Here is an 18502-nt window from a genome sequence, read left to right on the forward strand (position 1 = left end):
GCTGGTTGATTGGGTTAAGAGAATAAGGCAAGCAGATGCCAGCCTTATCCTGAGGTGATATTTTCAGATTTTTTAAGCTGTCGGAAATTAACGGAAAGGCTGTGGATCACCGGCATGCACGCGATCAATGATATTACGCTCAGTTGCCGTAAATTCACGTACAAACTTTTCTGCGGACTTAAGTGGTTTCATCGCCAGGAATCCATCCTGCATAAACTCATACATGACTTCAAAACGGTATTTTTCTGCGGCACCTTTACACATTTTAAATGCTGCCTGCACAATGAAAGACCGCATATATTTATCCAGATGAGTACCAAGCTGATCCAGCATAGCTAACTGTTTTAGGCGATCCTGGCCCTGATCCAGCTTTAAATAGGTCAGACGCATAATTTCATCAGTCAGTGATTCGGCTGGATGATAATATTCCAATAACTGTTGTGCCACTTGCTCATCAAGCTGTACCGCAAGAATGGCCAGTTCTACTCCGTGAGTGCCGGTCTTGATCGCATTATCCGGGATCAGCTTTTCCGCCTTATGCGCATAGCGCGTCAAGCGGGCAATCTGTTCTGCCAGCGCATCGAAGTCCGGTCCACCATAAAGACGGTTCAGGAAATATTCTGACATCAGCACATTTTGCTTTTCTGCAAACTGCTTGGCATGAGTGCGTTGCATACGCTCTTTTTGCCAGAGCTGTACATCTTGCAGACGTTGTTGCAGTTCCGGTTGCTTGTGATAGTTCAGTTGATAATAACGTTCCAGAAGATCGTCTAAAACCGCAAGTTTGGACATGGGAAGTTCAAATATGGTTATGGATGCGGGAATCTTAGAACGAGTTAGGATGGCGCGCTATGACAAATTGACCGGTTGCACAGGATTTGAAGTCAATTTGTTGAAAAGTTCGACAAAAAAGATCGTTTAAAAATCGTAGCGATCGCTATTCACCAGGCAAAAAGCCTGTCTATACTGTATTCACGAACAAGAAAAAAAGAACAGGTTATGTCTACAGAACAGCAACAATTTCAACTGATTGAAGAAAATGAATTATCGTTACAGCTTATCGATGCGCAATATGCCCTGAAAGATACACATGGACAGAAGAATGCTAAAAGTTTAGTCATACTGGTCAATGGGATTGAGCTGGCCGGCAAAGGTGAAGCGGTTAAGCAATTACGGGAATGGGTTGACCCGCGTTATTTGCGGGTAAAAGCAGACCAGCCACGGCCCCTGAATGAAAGACAGACTTTCTGGCAGCCTTATGCACGCTTTATCCCGGCTGAAGGACAGATCATGGTGCTATTTGGTAACTGGTATACAGATTTGCTGAGTACCGCCATGCATGTAGCGAATCCTATAGATGAAAGCATGTTTGATCATTATGTTGAACAGATGCGTACCTTTGAGCAGGATCTGAAAAATAACCATGTTGATGTGATCAAGATCTGGTTTGATCTGCCCTGGAAGTCTTTACAAAAACGTTTAGATAATATTGATCCAAGTGAGATGCATTGGCATCGTTTACATGGTCTGGATTGGCGCAGTCGTAAGCAATATGACGCGATCCAGCGTTTGCGTCAGCGTTTTACCGAGGACTGGATCATCATTGATGGTGAAGATGAAACCCGGCGTGACCAGCAGTTTGCCCAGACTATTCTTGCGGCCTTGAAACACTGTCCGGATCATCCTGCTAAAGGAAGTAAGACATGGTCCCCGGCGTCTATTCCTGAAGCATTGCTGCAGCCTTCGCGGGAGCCGGTGGATCAGAATACCTATAAGGACGAACTCAAGAAACTGACCCGCAAGGTGGCCAGTGCAATGCGTATGGATCAACGTAATGTGGTGATCGTATTCGAGGGGATGGATGCAGCCGGTAAGGGGGGAGCAATCAAGCGGCTAGTGAAAAAGCTTGATCCACGCGAATATGAAATTCATACCATTGGTGCACCAGAAAAATATGAATTGCGCCGTCCTTATCTGTGGCGTTTCTGGACAAAATTGCAGCCGGAAGACAAGATTACAATTTTTGACCGGTCCTGGTATGGACGGGTACTGGTCGAGCGGATTGAAGAACTGATTAGTCCTGCGCAATGGCAGGCATCTTATGCAGAAATTAACCGGTTTGAAAATGACCTGATTGAGGCGCAAACCGTGATTATCAAGTTCTGGCTAGCCATTTCCAAGGACGAACAGGCTGAACGTTTTAAGGCGCGTGAACAGACGCCGCATAAACGTTTCAAGATCACTGATGAAGACTGGCGTAACCGTGAACGCTGGGAGGATTATTTGCAGGCAGCGGCAGATATGTTTGAGCATACCAGCACCGATCAGGCGCCATGGCATGTAATTGCTACCGATGACAAGGATAGCGCACGTTTACAAATCTTAAAAACCATACTAAAACAGCTTGGCGTAAGTTAATACGACCAAGCTGCGTTTAAGTAAGATGATTCTAAATCGAAATTATACAGTTTTAGATTGCTGTTTTTGCTGGATATTTTTGGCTAGTTTATAAGAGTCTTCCACATGTGCCTCGGCAACTTTTTTCATTACGAAGTAGCCTAAACTTGCCGCAATTAACTGACCACCGAGCGGGATAAATTTGGTCACTTGCTTGGTGATATATTTTGCGGCAACATTATTGATGGATTTTTTTACCGCCGTACGTGCCACCACAAAACCAGAAAATTGTACGCCGCGTTTACGTAATTCATCCCATTGAACCTGTTTGGTTTTTGGATCAAATACGCTGACCTGCTCTGGCGCCAAGCCGAATCGGGCATTGATTTCAGGAATTAGCTGTGACAGGATGCCGACGTCAATCAAGACATCAAGAAACGGTACCGGAATCACGGCTGCACCTGCAGACATATAGGCACGCTTCTTAATCAGCTCCAGGCATTCTTCACGGATCTGTTCTAGATTTAAACTTGGATCAATTTGATCGGGAAATTTGTCTAATTTCATGGGCGATTACCTAAAGCTTCCTGTTGTTGTTTTTCTAAAAAAGTATCCTTAAGATGCTTTTTTAAAAGAAATTTTTCTACTTAAGTGTAGATTAAAAGTGACATAGACAGAACAGGGTGTATAGTAAATAATCTTTATTGTTTTGTAGTGCTGCTTTCTTTTAATTTGGGGAATTCATGGCTATTCATGTTATTCAAAGTCAGAAAATTGATGTGCTTTTGGATAGCATGCTGCTGGTTACGAGTCAGCAGAAAAGAACTGCTTTTCAGGTGCTTGAGCCGCAGCATTTCATTGTGCCTTCGCCCGCAGTTGAAGCCTGGCTCACCCAGGAAATTGCCGAGAAAAAGGGCATCAGTGCCAATACACAATTTCACCACCGAATTCGTGCTTTTCAATGGACTTCTTATCAATGGGTGCTAAATAGCCAGAAAGAGCTGGAGCAAGTCCGTGAAGCCAATATTCCACGTATCATCATTAAATGGCGAGCCTTTCAGGCGTTGCGCAAGACCATTCTGGCGGATGAAATTCCACTCAAATCCCAGCATCCGCTGTATTCAATCGTAAAGCGGATTTATGACAGCGCTGACCGTCTGGAACAGCCGAATGAGCGTCTGCTCAAAAAACAAAGCATGTTGTACTGGGTCTGTGAACAGGTATCGCGCCTGTTTAGTCACTATATGGATTATCGCGGCTATTGCGCACGCAATTGTCCGCCGCAACAATGTAGTTGCCCGACCAACTGGCTGCACAACTGGGGACAGAATCTGCCTTTAGAAATAGAGCAGATGCTATATATCCCCAAAGATGAAAATGGTCAGGAAATTCCGGTAGCAGATTTCGTCAAAATTCAGGCACGGGAACTGGAAGCCTGGCAGCGCTGGCTGTGGCAAAACGTATTTCAGGATGACTATGCCAAAATCCTGGAAATTGAAAAGCTGTACTGGGAACGCATCGAAAATCCGGAAACCCGAACGCAGGCCTTAAAGCAGCTGCCATCCCAGGTGGTGGTCTTTAGCATGCTGGAATTGCCACCAGCCCAGCTGGATTTCTTGCGCCGTCTGGGTCAGTACATCGAGATTTATATTTTCCATTTTAACCCGTCACAGGAATACTGGGCGGATAGCGTCGATCCGAGCTGGAAGTCGCGCTATGACCTGGGTGTACAGGAACGCTTTATCCGCAAATATGAACAGTCGCGTGGAGGCAAGCCGAGTGATGAGGAAATTGCTGCATTCTGGAAAAAGTTCCAGCTGAACTTTAATGCTGAAGACCGTGAATCACGTCATCCTTTACTGACCCGTTTTGGTAAGCAGGCACGGGACCACTTCTCGTTATTATCCAAACTGTCTTCGGGTGAGGAAGGACATTGGGCGGATGCCTTTGTCGATGACTATCAGGACCATCTGCTGGCAAAAATCCAGTCGGATATTCTGTATCTGGTAGAACCGGAGCGGCATACTTATCCCTTGAAGCCGGATGATAGCTCGGTACAGATCCATGTCTGTCATTCTTCATTACGCCAACTGGAAGTACTGCGCGAACAGATCATTCACTGGCTGGCTCAAGGCACGGAAGAGGTACCGCGTCAGCCAAGTGACATCCTGGTATTGAGTCCAAACCTGAAAGAACTGGAACCGGCGATTCGTAGTGTCTTTGCACCACCACCACGTGAACGAGAAGGCAGCCAGTCCCGTCTGCGCAAAAACAATATTTATCTGCCGATCCAGATATCCGGGGTATCCCGTCTGGATGTCAGCAATGCCTGGCGTGCCGTGCTGGGCCGCATACAGTTGATGCATCGACGTTTTAGCATTGAAGATTTTGCCGACTGGCTGAGTTTAAGTGCGACTCAGCAGTACTATGTATTGGACTATGCACAAGTGGAACGCATCATCCAGCTGCTCAGTGATGCCGGCTTTAAGCGTGGCTTAGATCAGCAGCATTTACAGCAGCATTTATATGAAGGTGATGAAGATTACCGCTTTAGCTTCCGCTTTGCTCTGGATCGCTTGGTACTGGGCATGGCGGTGCCAGAACATCAGCTGTTTGAAGATACCCTCAGTTATGCCAAAGTGCTCAGCAGTGATTTTCCGCTGATTGTTATCCTGATTCAGATCTATGAGGATTTCAATGAACGTCGCGGCTGGCTGAATGCACATGAGCAGGGACAGCGTACACCGGTAAAAACCTGGCTGGAATATCTAAATCGGGACGTGAATGCATTCCGCAGCAATGGGGTTGAGTCATTAAAAACCGTAGCAGAAATCATTGAAAAGCAGATGCGTATGCTGACGCTGGCCGATTATCATGATCAGGATGATCCAAATGCGATTCAGGAACTGGTGGCATTGAGCTTACCATTGCCTTATGTCTTGGAAGAAATCCAGAATAGCCTGGACATGCAGCTGGATCAGGCCGAACCGACCGGACAAATTACCTTTAGCCAGATTGGCCAGATTCGCCCACTGCCTTATAAGCTGGTGGTGATGCTGAATCTGGATACGGGCAAATTCCCGAGCCGAAATCAGCAGCTACCGTTTGACTTGATGAGCATTCTCAAGCCACAGCTCGGTGACCGCTCCCGTCTGGATGATGATCAGGGTGCATTTCTGGATGCCTTGCTGTTAGCACAGGAAAATCTGTGGCTGTTCTACAACGGCTTTGATGTGAATGATGGCGAAGTGCGTGATCCATCCACGTCATTGCAGGAATTAATCCAGCATATTGCCCTGATCTGCCAGTCCGAGCATCCAGATGCAGATGTCGATGTGATGACCGAGATGAATGGCTTGCCAGTCGCAGCGCATATCCAGCAGCTCTATCATGTGCATCCTTTACAGCCTTTTGATCCAGTTGGTTTTAGTACACTACGTACCCCACGTTTTCAGGATCAGTGGCATGATGTGGCTTCTTTTCTTTGTAAGGCTGAAGGGCAGCGTCGCAGCTGGATTAATACCCATTGTCCGCCAGTACAGCAGGAGCAGATTCGGATTCTGCATGGCGATGAATGGATTCGGGACATGATCTTCCCGGCACGTCTGTTCCTGAAAAGTGTTGGCATTTCCAGCGTGAAATATAAAGACTTGCCCGCGGCACAGGAACCATTATTGCTGGATAAATTGCAGCAATATCAGGTACGGGATTTCCTGCAGCAGCAGGAACAGGAAATAGATACCCGGTTGATGCTGGATCGTCTGCCAGTCGGAAAAACCCAGGAAGCAACCTGGCTGAGTACCCAGCAGGAACAGGAATTGCTGCAGCAGCGCCTACAGCAACTGGACAAACAGATTACTCGTACCACGCAGCAAAACTATCGTTATTCATCTGATCTGATGTTGCAGATTACTGTGCCGCAGCAACCGAATGCGTCGTACTGGCTGAGCATGCAGTCCGCTTCAGCCTCAGAGCGCCGTCGCGCGCATGTCTGGCTGGAATATCTGCTTTGGCTGGCCTATTTAAATGATGACAGTTATACCGCAGAGCTGGAACGAATTGTGCTGTTCAGTAACAAGACCGTAAAATTCTGCAAGGTGATATCTTCTCAGGCTAAAGAATATTTGGTTCACTGGTTTAAGGCCTGGGAAGCAGGTCAGCAGCAACCGGTAGTGTTGCCGGCTGAGCTCATTCTGAAAAAAGACTGGCAATGGGAAACCAATGAGCAGGGTCAAATGATTATTGGTGATCTGGATAAGCTGTTGGCGGCCTGGAACAACACTTATGAAAGTACCCGCCCGTTGAGTTCGGATGAGTCCTGTGTACTGCATCAGGACTGGCAATTCATTTTGCAGGATCAGGATCCAGAGCAGGCGTTGCAGCATAGCCTGCTAAAATTTGCCTATGACTTGTATGCTCCGATTCAACAACATTTAGAGTGGGTAAAATAAATGACCATCGCCCCTCAACAGCAGCATAAAATTTCAACCAATCCAATTCAGGACATGACCTTTAATGGTCTGCACTGGATCGAGGCTTCGGCAGGGACTGGCAAAACCTATACCCTGTCTAGCCTGATGGTGCGGATTTTTCTGGATAAATACTATCCACATCAGGTCATTGCGACGACGTTTACCCGTAAGGCAACAGCTGAACTGAAAAGCCGGATACGCGCACGTGTGGAAGAAACTTTGCGTTATATCCAGCGCTATCAGCATCTTAATTCGGTGGAAATGGCCCAGCAGATCGAACAGGAATCTGATCCGCTATTTCAGAAAGTGTTAAAAGACTATGGCAACCGCATGGACTATGCTCGCCGTCGTCTGGGATTGGTACTAAACCAGCTGGATGAACTGTTTGTCGGCACGCTAGACAGTTTTAGCCAGAAGCTGCTGCGTGAATTTGCCTTTGAAAGTGGTCGGATTGAACGTGCTGAACTGACTGAAGATCAGGACCTGTATATTCAGCAGCTGATTCATGATGTACTACGGGAATGGATCCAGCAGCAGCCGCAGTATGTCATTAACCAGATGTATTTACAGAACCAGCTCAAATCCCCTGAGCACTATGTAGGACTGGTACGTGATGCACTCAATTTTAGCGCCAATCATTTCCAGTCAGTCCGCCAGGTAGAATGGGATTTGGGTGAACTGGATGCCTGTATTGAGCAGCTGGTCAATATCAGTCCGGCAGAACTGCTCAAGATACAGACTTACTGCGCCGAAACCCCGAAATATTTTCATAAAAACTTTCATGCAAAACTGTCGGAAATCTGCAGCAATTTTTCTGACTGGGCGGTACAGCTGAGTGAACAGAAGGGTATGTGCTTCTTTGATCCTGAGCTGTGCAAGCTGGTGCTGAAGTTATGTTATCTGCTGCGTAATAAAACTGATTTTCAGCCAGGCAAGCAGCGTTTTACCAAAAGCTGTAGCGAAGAAGAGCAGCAGTATTTCCTCAGCCATCCTCTGATCTGTGCCATCGAAGCCCTGTGCAATGTGAAACAGGCACTGGATGAGAAATTCAAACAGCTCACGGCTTATCTGGAATATCACCTGATTCGCAGCGTGCAGCATCGTCTGCCGCAGACTTTACTGAAGCAGGGAGAGACTACCTTCTCGCAACAGATCCGTACCCTGACTGAAGCCTTGCAAGGTGAGCAGGGGCGCCGTTTTGCCCAGTTTGTGCAGTCTCGTTATCCCTTAATTCTGGTAGATGAATTTCAGGACACCAACCAGGATCAGGACGATCTGCTGGCACGAATCTGGCGAGATGCTGCGCGGGTACAGCTCGGCTGTATGATCATGGTCGGTGATCCAAAACAGGCAATTTACGGTTTCCGTGGCGGCGACATGCTGACCTATAACAAGGCACATGCTGATGTCCGTTTAAAGCGGGGCCATGAATATACCCTGACCCAGAACCACCGCTCGGTCAAAGCTTTGGTGGAAGTGGTTGATGCCCTGTTCCAGCGCCGGATGGATTTTGGTGAAAGTGTTAATTATAGTTTGATTCAGGCTGGTAGTCGTCCCCATCCGGACCTGATTGATTCCGGACAAGCTAATCCTTATCCATTACGCTGGATGCAGCTGGGTAAGCAGGAGCATGAAGCCGATCAGGTGGCCTGGAAAATCCGCGAATTACTGAACCAATCTGTACAGCAACAACTGTATTTCCAGCAGCAGGACAGTTCTGCTCCTCTAACTGAGGATGATATTGCTGTACTGTCCTTTGGACATTATACGCTGGAACAGGTCAAGCAGCGTCTGCAACGAATGGGGATTGCCTGTTATAAGGAATCAAAACAGAGTGTCTTTGCCAGTAATGTGGCACAAGATGTTGCCGCGGTGCTGACCGCGATCATGGACCCGTTTAATGAAGCCAAGGTTCGCCGTGCTTTAGTGACCCGTCTGCTCGGCTTTGACCTGAAAAAGCTGCTGGAACTGCAACAGCAGCCAGTTGGCCTAAGTACCTTTATAGCCGATTTCGAAGCGATCCGGGAAATGTGGTTCGACAAGGGCTTTCTGAGTGCCTGGAACTATGCCCTGAACCTGTTTGATGTCTGGACTAATCTGGTATCGAGCCAGAGCATCGATAATGAGCGGGTTGTGGTCAATCTGCGTCATCTGACCGAAATCCTGTCGCAGCAAAGCGAATATTATCAGGGTGCACAGAAACTGTATCATTGGTATCTGCGCCAGCTACAGTCTCCTTCTGGCAAGGACAGCGAAAAAGAGCGCAAGCTCTCTGGCGATCGTGGCGTACAGTTGCTGACAATCCATGCCTCCAAAGGTCTTGAATTCAAAATCGTATTCCTGATGGGCGCTGATGCGCCGTTTGACGTCAACAAAGGTAACCTTAACTTCTCGCTGGCCGGTCATGAGCAGGACGATATTCTGAATCAGTCACGAGTGATTGCGGTAAATCGTGAGGATCTGCATGAACAGGCACAGCTGCAGAATGCAGCACGGAATGCCGCAGAGAATCACCGTCTCTGGTATGTGGCGCTAACGCGTGCCAGCCATCGGGTTTACGCCATGCTGCAGGATCAGAGTGGTCAATCAGATTCGTGTCTGGCCTACTGGCGTGGGCAGGGTGAGCAGGTCTTCCAGCACCCGCTCAGCTGTATGGAAAATACCTTAACAGCAGCACCACCGCGTATTGCGGTAGAACAGATGCAAACAGCACTGGAATTAGTTGCTCATCCTTTACCGGAACAGCAGTTCTATCCACGGACCAAAACCAGCTTCACCGCTTTATCGAGACATCAGCTGCATGTAACCGTACTGCAAGATGATCTGGTCAGTCTATATGAACACCCAGAAAGTGCTGCCGATGAAATCCATCTGCAGACAGAAGCAGAAGTGCGGCAACAGCCATTGGACTGGATCAAGCTGAATTTTCCTAAAGGTACTGTGGCCGGAACTTTCTTGCACAGTATTTTCGAGCATCTGGATTTTCAGGATAGCAGTTACTGGAATCTGGAAATCCGCCGTCGTTTCAAGAATACCGCGCCACATATCTGGATGGAATTGAAAGACCGGTTCCAGCAGGATTTTCAGATTCTAGAGCTACTGCAGCAGACCTTCCAGCAGTATTATCTGCAGGCTATGATTAACCTGAATACTCTGTTTAAACGGGTAGCCAGTAATGCCAGCTTAAAAGCAGGAGCGCTAGCTGAGGCTATTTTGCATGTTATGGCCAGCGTCAACTACAAACTGTTGACCGGTATCCGCTTGCATGACCAAAGTGTTGCCTATCGCCATACATGGCACAGCTTTTTCCAGCAGCCATCTTTAGATGTCACTCATTTTCTACAGTTTATGACGCAGTTTGAGCGTTATTTTCTGGAACTGGATGATGATGCCTTTATTCAGCAGTTTGAGCAGGAAATGGGGCAGCTGCCTAAAGCAAGCACGCATGAAAATCTTGATGTGACTGGACTAATGCAGCAGTCAGCGAATCTATTCTTTGAAGAATTATCCGAAGATATTCTGCTGAATCTAATGCATGATTGGGTCGGGGAAATCCTGAACACACCGCTTCAGAGCGAGTTTCGTTTAAGCCAGCTGGATCAGCACAGCTTTTTGTCGGAATTCCCGTTTTATCTGGCTTTGAATGATGCCCCGTTACAGATTCGCCAGATTCAGCAGCTGTTTGCGGATTATGGCCTGATCATGCCGGACTTTAATGAGGCCAAATCGGCACGTTACCTGACCGGGGCAATTGACCTGGTATATTTTGATGGTCAGCGCTATCACATCGCTGATTATAAGAGTAACTATCTCGGTGCCAATCAGCAGGATTATCTGCCGGAAGCAATTCATGACAGCATGACGCATTCCAGTTACTGGTTGCAGGCTGCCCTGTATCTGGTCGCCATGCACCGCTATTTAAGCGCTAATTTGCAGGGTTATGACATCCGGCAGCATCTGGGTGGAGCGACCTATTTGTATCTGCGTGGCATGAATGGGCAGGCCGGACAGGGGCTATATCACTGGCAGCCTGAAGTTGAATTTATCCAAAAACTGGATCATATTCTGGGCTATTATGCGGTGAATAAGTCGGCATAAAATGGCGAAACTAAGAAATATATACAATAGAAACATAAAATTATCCTGTGGATAAGTTTGAGGATAACTGTGTGGAAAATGAGCAAAATCACATATCACAGCTGGCTTCGCCATTGATGCCCTGGATCGAGCATATATGTCAGCCACCATTCAGCTCAGCTAACTTCGGCGATGAGGCTAAACTGCTCATGCATGCCGTACTGGAAGCCATGCAAAATGGTAACAGCTGTATTGACGCGGCAGAGGATCAAATCGCCTTGCTACACAATCTGGTGCGCCGTGGCGAGTCTGATCAGCATGCGATTGCACCCTTTATTTTTCAGGACCAGCAGTTGTACCTGTACCGTTACTGGAAACTGGAACAGGCAATCGCTGCGCATGTGGTTCGCATCAAATCCCAGCAGTTAAAAGCTGTTCAGTTAAATGACTGTCATCGTAGTCTGCTTGCTGATCCGCAACAGCAGAAAGCGCTGGAAATGGTGGCCAGTCAAGGTTTAAGTATTATTACGGGTGGCCCGGGAACCGGGAAAACCTATACGCTGGCACATATCATTGCGGTACTGAATGAAAGTTTGCCGGACATCCGGATTGCCATGGCAGCACCAACCGGCAAAGCGGCACAGCGTATGAAGGAAGCGTTGCAGAGTGCCTTAAGCAGTCCGGCACTGGCTCAGTTTGACCTGGAAACCTTGAAACAGTTACAACCTGTGACTTTGCACCGTCTCTTGGGTCTGGGAATAACTGCACAGCCAAGATTCCATGCCCGACAGCCACTACCTTATGAGGTGATTGTGGTCGATGAAGCCTCTATGCTTGATCTGAGCCTGGCACAGATGCTGCTGGCAGCGGTGCCAGATGGGGCGCGTTTGATTCTACTGGGCGATGCGAATCAGCTGGCTTCTGTTGATGTCGGCACAGTATTGGCTGATTTGCAGCAAGTTCCGGCCCTGGCCAATAACCGGATCAATCTAATGAAATCTCGACGGTTTAATGAAGGTGCACGGATTGGTGCATTGGCACATTTTATTCAGAAAGCACATCCTGATCATGATCTGTTAACCGAATTTGAACAGCAAGTGGTAACTGCATCCGAGCTGCAGACCATTGATCTGGAGCAGATTGAAATTGACCATCTACAGCTGCAATACCTGCCGGAAAATTTATTGCTCAATGATGCTCAACCTTATTATGACCAGCTGATGTATGGTTATCAGGGCTATATACAGGCACTCAAAACAGGGGTAGGCAGCCAAAATTTTAATAGGTTTGTAGAGCAGATCATCCGTCATTTTGATGATTACCGTATTCTGACTGCGATCCGCCATGGGTTTTTTGGTCTGACCCGACTCAATCAGCAGATTGAACAGCGCCTGCTCACTGCAACCGGGCAGATCAAGCAGGGCGACTGGTATATCGGTCGTCCGGTGATGATGACTTATAACGATTACCAGCTGGGACTATCGAATGGGGATATTGGGATCTGTTTCCTGCGGGAGCATCTTGGACAGCGCCAGTTTGAAGTCTATTTTCCGAGTCTGGAAAAATGGGTTTTAGCAACGCGCTTGCCAAAAAGTATTGAAACTGCCTTTGCTCTAACCATTCACAAATCCCAAGGTTCAGAGTTTCGGCACACTGCAGTCGTACTGGATCATAAAGTCAGTAACCTGTTAAGTAAGGAACTGATTTACACAGCGATTACACGTGCAAAAAAGGCAGTCACACTATTGGTAGATCGTGAAGCATTTATACAATCATTAAGCCTGAAAACTACCCGTCGTAGTGGCTTAAGCAAAAAAATCATTGAACAGTGTCATAATTTTTCAGGTGATAGTGAAACTGATTAATGTAAGCATATGCTTACAGCGATTCAGGAGATTTGCGGATAGAGCTTCACTGCCCTTTTTGAGAAGATGGGCCCTACAAAGAACTCAACAAGGAAAGTTGAGTATAATCGCATAATTATTATAAGAAAGTCGTGAGACAGCGAACTTACATTGATGTAGGTGAAAAAAGAGGAAACTTACAGCCGCTAAGCCTTGTAGTTTTGGGAGAGACTACAAGGCTTTTTTATATCTTGAGTTTATGGAAAGGTAGCATAATTTTATAAATTATTTAATTTATCTAAATCATCTGTGTAAGATGAACAAGATGGGTTAAAAGTGAGATTTATGTAATATTAATCACAATTTAGGTTAATTAATGTAAGAAAATACTTACATATAGATGCGAAAAATGCGTCTATGAGTAGCCCGGCTTTATGGCAGAATCTACTACACAGGGATGTTGCAGTAAGAGCATGGAAAGTTTTTATTAACAATAATAACTATAAAGCGCGATGCAGCGTAATAAAAACAATAAACAATAAAAAAATAATGAAGAAGAGGAAACTACAGCGCACAAGAAGCCCGAGTCCTCTCGGGCTTTTTTTTATAGTTAAATAAAATTACCTGTATATTTAGCCAATGAGGCGAAAGATTAGCTGTTCTATATTTGTCTGAAATAATAAGGTGTTTTCATAATTTTTCGTTCAATCTCTAAACCAATTCGACAAGCTTTATCTTGCAGATAAACAATCTGATTCCAGTGAACTGAGTGGATTTCTTTAAATCTATCTATCGTCGCATGATCTATTTTTGCAATCTAACGTAATTTCCCTTAAAATATGCAACTTGCTGTAGTGATGCACGGCAGTCAATGTTCTGAATTCTCATTACTTTGATTTTTATCAAGATATATAAGCATCTCGGAGAAATCGAATGGCTTTAACAAACGCAGATCGCGCAGAGATCATCGCTAAATTCGCTCGCGCTGAAAATGACACTGGTTCACCAGAAGTTCAAGTAGCTCTTTTAACTGCTCAAATCAATGACTTACAAGGTCACTTTAAAGAGCATAAACACGACCACCATAGCCGTCGCGGTCTAATCCGTATGGTTAACCAACGTCGTAAGCTTCTTGACTACCTAAATGGTAAAGACCACGGTCGTTATGTTGCTTTGATCGGTGCTTTAGGTTTACGTCGTTAATTCGATTTAAGCTTTATTTTCGGGTTTATTGCATGCATTGTGCTTTACAGCTGAAAACTAAAGTCTGCTTGGCTTTTTAGTCAGGCCTAGGAAGGGGCGAATGTTTCGCTCCTTCTTTGTGTTTAAAATTAGTGTTTCTTTCTGGTGAGGTCGGCTTCTAAGCTTTGTCATTTACTCGTTCAAATGGACGTGAATGCCAAACCTTAGGGGTCTCCACTAGAATAATTGTTCACAAGAACTAGGAAAAAATAAAACATGTCGATGTTTAATATTGTTCGTAAAGAATTCCAGTTTGGTCAGCACCAAGTGGTTCTTGAAACTGGTCGTGTTGCACGCCAGGCCAATACTGTTGTGATTACTATGGGCGGCGTAACCGTACTGGTTGCTGTTGTGGCCCAACCGACTGCTAAAGCGGGTCAAGACTTCTTCCCGTTAACCGTAAACTACCAAGAAAAGCAATATGCTGCAGGCCGTATCCCGGGTGGTTATGGTAAGCGTGAAGGCCGTGCGTCTGAAGCTGAAACTTTAATTTCACGTCTGATTGACCGTCCAATCCGTCCATTGTTCCCAGAAGGTTATTACAACGAAATCCAGGTGACTGCGACTGTAATTTCTTCTGACAAGACTATGGAAGCTGACATCGCTGCGATGTTAGGAACTTCTGCTGCACTTGCGATTGCGGGTACACCATTCCGTGGTCCAATCGGTGGCGCACGTGTTGGTTTGATCAACGGTGAATATGTTCTTAACCCGAACTATGAGCAAATGGCTCAGTCTGACCTTGACCTGGTGGTTGCAGGTACAGAATCTGCGGTATTGATGGTTGAATCTGAAGCGAAAGAACTTTCAGAAGACCAGATGCTGGGCGCTGTATTGTTCGGTCATGACGAAATGCAAATCGCGATTCAAGCAATTAAAGAATTTGCTGCTGCAGCTGGCGCGAAAGAATCAACTTGGGTTGCTCCAACTAAAAACGAAGATCTTCAGGCAAAACTGAAAGAAGCGTTTGAAGCGAAAATCTCTGAAGCGTACACCATTGCAATTAAGCAAGACCGTTATGCGGCACTTGATGCAATTCAGGCAGAAGCAGTTGCTCAATTCGTTCCTGAAAATGACGAAACTGGTATTGCAGATGACTTGAACGAATTGTTTGAAGATCTGAAATACCGCACAGTACGTGACAATATCTTGTCTGGTAAGCCACGTATCGACGGTCGTGACACGAAAACAGTTCGTGCACTTGACGTACAAGTTGGCGTGTTAGACCGTGCACATGGTTCAGCATTGTTTACCCGTGGTGAAACTCAGGCGTTGGTAACAACAACTTTGGGTAATACACGTGATGCCTTGATGGTTGATACATTGTCAGGTACTAAAACTGACAACTTCATGCTTCACTACAACTTCCCTGCATACTCTGTAGGTGAAACTGGTCGTGAATCTGGTCCTAAACGTCGTGAAATCGGTCATGGTCGTTTGGCACGTCGTGGTGTACAAGCTGTTCTTCCAGCAGCTGACCGCTTCCCGTATGTAATCCGCATTGTATCTGATATCACTGAATCGAACGGTTCATCTTCAATGGCTTCTGTATGTGGTGCTTCTTTGTCACTTATGGATGCAGGTGTACCAATTAAAGCACCAGTGGCTGGTATCGCGATGGGTCTTGTGAAAGAAGGCGAACGTTTCGCAGTTCTTTCTGACATCCTGGGTGATGAAGATCACCTTGGTGATATGGACTTTAAAGTAGCCGGTTCTGCAAACGGTATTACTGCACTTCAGATGGATATCAAAATCGAAGGTATCACTGAAGAAATCATGGAAGTTGCTTTGAACCAGGCGTATGCAGGTCGTATGCACATTCTGAATGCAATGAACCAGGTGATTTCACGTGCTCGTCCAGAAATTTCTATGCACGCACCGACTTTCCAGGTAATTACCATTAATCCTGACAAAATCCGTGATGTCATTGGTAAAGGTGGTGCGACTATTCGTCAAATCACTGAAGAAACCAAAGCTGCGATTGATATTGAAGACAATGGTACAGTACGCGTATTTGGTGAAACTAAAGCTGCTGCACAAGCTGCGATTGCAAAAATCCAGGCGCTGACTGCTGAAGTTGAACCAGGTACGATCTATACAGGTAAAGTGATTCGTATCGTTGAATTCGGTGCGTTCGTTAATATCCTGCCAGGTACTGACGGTCTGCTACATATTTCTCAAATTTCTAACGAACGTATTGCCAATGTTGCAGACGTATTGAAAGAAGGTCAGGAAGTGAAAGTACAGGTTGCTGATGTTGACAACCGTGGCCGTATCAAATTGACAATGAAAGACATTGAACAAGCTTAATTGTGAGATGACTTTTAAAGTCTGGAAAAAGCCTGCTTTATGCAGGCTTTTTTACATCTGAAGTTTATAAAATCAAAAAATACCGGCTGATTTAAGTGAGAAAAATCCGTTAGATCTAGTCAATATTTGAATTACATCGCTTGCGATGATGTTGCTGGATGATTATGTCCTGATTGTATTTTTAGATTTTATTTTGACCAGAGCGCTGACAGCAAATTAAAGTTAATTGAATTTGCTGTCAGCGGAGATGTGATCTAAACAATACTGAATTGATTATTTCGCTTATGAACAAAATATCATCCACTAAATTATTTAGACCACCTTAGGTTTCTGGCATTTTTATAGAGGCAGGAAGTAAGATACTAATAATTCTCCTGCTTATGCTTAAAATCACTTTTGGATTCTTATAACATGAGCTGCCTGCTTTTAGTCTTAACTATCCTGAATCAGGTCAAAGGATCTGCCTCTGAATTCTTGAGTAGTCTGTAAATCTCATCTTTTAGCTTTAATTTTTTTCGCTTGATTGCTTCGATGTCTGTATTAACAAGATTTACCGGGTCTAATGCCAGCTGTGCAATCTGTCGATCCAATTCATCATGTTCCTCAAAAATACGGGCGAAATATGGATTTTCATCCCGGAGCTGGGTAATAAGGTCGCGATATTCGGGGAACATGTACTTTAATTTTTTATTGCAATCTCTGGTTTTCATAATCAGTTATAAACTCAAAAAAATAATGTAAGAATCCCCGAACCATCTCAGTTTCAGCCGAGACAGACCAGGGAGGGGGAGGTTATTTGAAGTGCAGATGCTTCACTTCACGACGTAGCTGTTGAACTTCATCAATCAGATCCAGCATCATGGCGACAGCACTAAAAGATGCATCAAAATCACGTTGTAAGCGGTACGCCCGTTGTGCTCGGGTAACATCTTCACCAATGAAATGATAGGAAGTGTTACGACTACGGTTAGGTAAAATGCCATGTTCCATCAGCTGCATTACCCATTCCGGGCTTTGCCCGCATGCTTCTGCAAAATGACTGAGATCAAATTGATGGTCATCCATGATTTCTGAGGGGATAAAACCCTGAGAAAAATTTTCTTTATATTGAATGGTGGTCATGGCCTGCTCCTTAAATATCCAGACTAAAGTCATTGCTGTGAATCAGATCGGGGGCATGTAGTAATAGATAGGATTGGAGATAATGCCTGAGATCAGATTTCCCATGATTCAATATATGCGTGGCAGTCGTGCAAAAACTGCTGGAGGTACAAAACCTGCTTAAATTTAAGTTAGGTAAGTAATGAGCTAAAAGTGGCTGATATCTGCCACGCAATAGCAACTGTTTTGCCGAACATTGGTCGAAAATAGTTTCAGATGCATCACCATATTGCTTATTTTTATTTTTGAACATCCCTGTGCCGTGACCCGCTTTTAATAGAGAGTCAGGTAATCGTTGGAGCATATAGGTATATGATCTGAACATAGTAAATGGATAAAAAATAACCGTGTTCGATCCATTATTCTGAGTTTTAGTGCACTACAACAGTGAAGATTTGTACCTTATTGTTTCAAATCATGACAATAAAAAAGCCTCCGAGTAGAGGCTTTTTAAAATACTAACTAAATTAGTGTTTTATCCAAGTTACGCTGCGTCCAATTACGGAAACGCCTACATAACCACGTAGAGTTAAGCGTTTACCATTAGCGTTCAAACGTGCTTTACCTTTATAGATCTTGCCCCCAATTGGATCCAAGACTTGACCATCAATGTATTCATTTGGCTTATTTGGATTTTGTTTAAAATTCCAAATAAAAGGTAAGCCAATGAACGGTTTACCTTTGAGCTTGCCAGGGCAGTTATGGCAAATAACTTGTTTTTCGGCACCTGGTAGACTCCGGGTTTCGACAATAATCCCTTCATAGGTGCCATCAGGTTTTTTGCGGATTTCGACATCTGCACGTGAATAGCCACTTTGGTCATCTACAGTCTTCCATATTCCAATCAATGGATCTACATTGGCTAAACTGCATACTGATACGGTTGCTAAAGAAATCCCCATACATAAAGCGCGTACTAATTGTTTCATATCCATCCTAGGAAATTATCGTGTTTTAAAAATAGATTTATTGCTCTAATTTATAAATAATAACTTTATA

At 45.1% G+C, this 18502-nt stretch carries 11 protein-coding genes; 6 read left to right on the forward strand and 5 right to left on the reverse strand.

All coding sequences use genetic code 11. The features are described 5' to 3' along the window. Positions 1-87: 87 nt before the first annotated feature. Positions 88-792 carry an FFLEELY motif protein gene (locus tag B4033_RS05275; protein WP_286832549.1) on the reverse strand — a complete coding sequence of 235 codons (705 nt, stop codon included), beginning with the start codon at positions 790-792 and terminating at the stop codon, positions 88-90. Between the two features lie 207 nt (positions 793-999). On the opposite strand from B4033_RS05275, the gene B4033_RS05280 reads away from it, so the two are divergent. Continuing rightward, positions 1000-2418, forward strand: coding sequence for a polyphosphate:AMP phosphotransferase (locus B4033_RS05280; protein WP_286832550.1), 1419 nt, complete (start codon positions 1000-1002; stop codon positions 2416-2418). Between the two features lie 42 nt (positions 2419-2460). Here B4033_RS05280 and B4033_RS05285 read toward each other — a convergent pair whose 3' ends face one another. Beyond that, positions 2461-2964, reverse strand: a complete 504-nt coding sequence (locus B4033_RS05285) for a hypothetical protein (RefSeq protein WP_004813492.1) — start codon at positions 2962-2964, stop codon at positions 2461-2463. 176 nt (positions 2965-3140) lie between these two features. Here B4033_RS05285 and B4033_RS05290 point away from each other — a divergent pair, with 176 nt between their 5' ends. The 5 genes from B4033_RS05290 (at position 3141) to pnp (ending at position 16342) form a co-directional block, all read left to right on the forward strand. Next, positions 3141-6848: an exodeoxyribonuclease V subunit gamma gene (locus tag B4033_RS05290; protein ID WP_286832551.1), complete on the forward strand. Its 3708-nt coding sequence runs from the start codon at positions 3141-3143 to the stop codon at positions 6846-6848. Further along, positions 6849-10967 carry a UvrD-helicase domain-containing protein gene (locus tag B4033_RS05295; RefSeq protein WP_286832552.1) on the forward strand — a complete coding sequence of 1373 codons (4119 nt, stop codon included), beginning with the start codon at positions 6849-6851 and terminating at the stop codon, positions 10965-10967. Positions 10968-11038: 71 nt separating this feature from the next. Continuing rightward, a complete protein-coding gene (gene recD / locus B4033_RS05300; RefSeq protein WP_286832553.1) occupies positions 11039-12811 on the forward strand; it encodes an exodeoxyribonuclease V subunit alpha in 1773 nt (590 codons plus the stop codon). 912 nt (positions 12812-13723) lie between these two features. Next, positions 13724-13993 carry a 30S ribosomal protein S15 gene (rpsO, locus tag B4033_RS05305; RefSeq protein ID WP_004637724.1) on the forward strand — a complete coding sequence of 90 codons (270 nt, stop codon included), beginning with the start codon at positions 13724-13726 and terminating at the stop codon, positions 13991-13993. A gap of 261 nt (positions 13994-14254) precedes the next feature. Then, on the forward strand, positions 14255-16342 hold the full coding sequence (gene pnp, locus B4033_RS05310; RefSeq protein WP_171056640.1) for a polyribonucleotide nucleotidyltransferase: 2088 nt from the start codon (positions 14255-14257) through the stop codon (positions 16340-16342). A gap of 446 nt (positions 16343-16788) precedes the next feature. On the opposite strand, the gene B4033_RS05315 is transcribed toward pnp, so the two are convergent. From B4033_RS05315 to B4033_RS05325, 3 genes are all read right to left on the reverse strand, one after another. Beyond that, complete coding sequence (locus B4033_RS05315; protein ID WP_008303905.1) at positions 16789-17052, reverse strand: YdcH family protein; 264 nt, start codon at positions 17050-17052, stop codon at positions 16789-16791. 82 nt (positions 17053-17134) lie between these two features. Continuing rightward, the gene (locus B4033_RS05320; RefSeq protein ID WP_008303908.1) at positions 17135-17464 is read right to left on the reverse strand and encodes a chaperone modulator CbpM; all 330 of its coding nucleotides are present in this window, start codon (positions 17462-17464) and stop codon (positions 17135-17137) included. Positions 17465-17970: 506 nt separating this feature from the next. Then, complete coding sequence (locus B4033_RS05325) at positions 17971-18432, reverse strand: DUF2147 domain-containing protein (protein ID WP_004813478.1); 462 nt, start codon at positions 18430-18432, stop codon at positions 17971-17973. Positions 18433-18502 lie beyond the last annotated feature (70 nt).

The sequence above is a fragment of the Acinetobacter sp. UBA3132 genome (assembly GCF_002364825.1).
GTDB lineage: Bacteria > Pseudomonadota > Gammaproteobacteria > Pseudomonadales > Moraxellaceae > Acinetobacter > Acinetobacter schindleri.

What these genes read in the sequence shown, in the direction of transcription:
- B4033_RS05275 (WP_286832549.1), bottom strand. Translation starts at nt 792, where the DNA reads ATGTCCAAACTTGCGGTTTTAGACGATCTTCTGGAACGTTATTATCAA.
- B4033_RS05280 (WP_286832550.1), top strand. Translation starts at nt 1,000, where the DNA reads ATGTCTACAGAACAGCAACAATTTCAACTGATTGAAGAAAATGAATTA.
- B4033_RS05285 (WP_004813492.1), bottom strand. Translation starts at nt 2,964, where the DNA reads ATGAAATTAGACAAATTTCCCGATCAAATTGATCCAAGTTTAAATCTA.
- B4033_RS05290 (WP_286832551.1), top strand. Translation starts at nt 3,141, where the DNA reads ATGGCTATTCATGTTATTCAAAGTCAGAAAATTGATGTGCTTTTGGAT.
- B4033_RS05295 (WP_286832552.1), top strand. Translation starts at nt 6,849, where the DNA reads ATGACCATCGCCCCTCAACAGCAGCATAAAATTTCAACCAATCCAATT.
- rpsO (WP_004637724.1), top strand. Translation starts at nt 13,724, where the DNA reads ATGGCTTTAACAAACGCAGATCGCGCAGAGATCATCGCTAAATTCGCT.
- pnp (WP_171056640.1), top strand. Translation starts at nt 14,255, where the DNA reads ATGTTTAATATTGTTCGTAAAGAATTCCAGTTTGGTCAGCACCAAGTG.
- B4033_RS05315 (WP_008303905.1), bottom strand. Translation starts at nt 17,052, where the DNA reads ATGAAAACCAGAGATTGCAATAAAAAATTAAAGTACATGTTCCCCGAA.
- B4033_RS05320 (WP_008303908.1), bottom strand. Translation starts at nt 17,464, where the DNA reads ATGACCACCATTCAATATAAAGAAAATTTTTCTCAGGGTTTTATCCCC.
- B4033_RS05325 (WP_004813478.1), bottom strand. Translation starts at nt 18,432, where the DNA reads ATGAAACAATTAGTACGCGCTTTATGTATGGGGATTTCTTTAGCAACC.